The following is a 1,488-nucleotide window of genomic DNA, read 5'->3' on the forward strand; positions in this document are numbered from 1 at the left end:
CAGTTCCCGTTCCATTTCTGGCTGCCCCATGCCATGCAGGCGCCAACGCCGGTTTCGGCCTACCTGCACTCCGCCACCATGGTCAAGGCCGGCATTTTCCTGATGGCGCGTTTGTACCCGGCATTGGCTGGTACCGAACAATGGTTCTACATGGTCAGTTTTACCGGCATGGCAACTTTGCTGATTGGCGCCTACGTGGCCATGTTCAAGCACGACCTGAAAGGGCTTCTGGCGCATTCCACCGTCAGCCACCTGGGCCTGATCACGCTGCTATTCGGTATGGGTACCGAACTGGCAGCGGTGGCAGCGGTATTCCACGTCATCAACCATGCCACCTTCAAGGCCTCACTGTTCATGGCCGCCGGTATTATCGACCACGAAACCGGTACCCGGGACATGCGCCGGATTAACGGCCTGTGGCGATACATGCCCCATACGGCCACTCTGGCCATGGTGGCCGCGTCATCCATGGCGGGGGTTCCGCTGCTGAACGGCTTCCTGAGCAAGGAAATGTTCTTTGCCGAGTCCCTGCAACTGAATCTGCCCGGCATCTGGGCCTGGCTGCCGCCGATCGTCGCCACGCTGGCCGGTATTTTTGCGGTCGCCTATTCCGCACGTTTTATTCACGACGTGTTCTTTAACGGCAAGCCCGTCAATCTGCCCATCTACCCTCCCCACGAACCGCCCCGGTACATGAAAATCCCGGTGGAGATCCTGGTCTTCGCATGCATCATGGTAGGCATGTTCCCGGCGGTATCGGTCGGGCCTCTGCTATACGCTGCGGCCCACGCCACCCTTGGCGGCGAGGTGCCGGATTATCAACTGGCGGTTATCCATGGCTTTAACCTGCCACTGATCATGAGTTTTGCGGCTTTCTTTGGCGGTTTGATCATGTATAGCCAGCGCCAGAAGTTCTTTGATTTCCACGCACGCTTCAAGGAAATCGACGAGAAGGCCGTATTCGAAGCGATCGTACTGCGGATCGTCGACCTGGCGAACGCCTTTACCGCAAGACTCGAGAATGGCTCTCTGCAAAGATACGCCATGCTGCTTGTGGTCAGCGTTCTGGCGGTTGCCGCCATGCCACTGCTGGATCTGGGCATATTCATTGGTGAGACCGGGCTGAGCCCTGTGGACTGGCCCACGGCCATTGCCGCAGGCGTACTGATCATTTGTGCCCTGTTGACGGCAGCCGTGCACCGGCAGCGATTTTACGCGCTGGTTGTGCTGAGCGTGGTCGGCCTGATCGTTGCACTGGCGTTTGCCCGCTTCTCGGCGCCCGACCTGGCCATGACCCAACTGTCCGTGGAAGTCGTGACCATTGTTCTACTTATGCTGGCGCTTTACTACATGCCGGGCTGGACGCCAGTGGAGACACCGCTGAAACGCCGCTTCCGGGATATCGCCATCGCGGGGATTGCCGGTATTGGTATGACCCTGGTTACCCTGGCCATGCTAACGCACCCGTTCAGTTCGATTTCCGATTTC

1 protein-coding gene is annotated in these 1,488 nt (G+C 58.7%); it reads left to right on the forward strand.

Annotation, left to right across the window (positions count from 1 at the left end; all coding sequences use genetic code 11):
- On the forward strand, nt 1–1,488 hold a 1,488-nt coding region (locus B3Y70_RS13770; RefSeq protein WP_288589958.1), incomplete at both ends, for a proton-conducting transporter membrane subunit.

Origin of the sequence: Marinobacter sp. UBA5687 (assembly GCF_002420325.1) — a bacterium.
Lineage (GTDB): Bacteria > Pseudomonadota > Gammaproteobacteria > Pseudomonadales > Oleiphilaceae > Marinobacter > Marinobacter nauticus.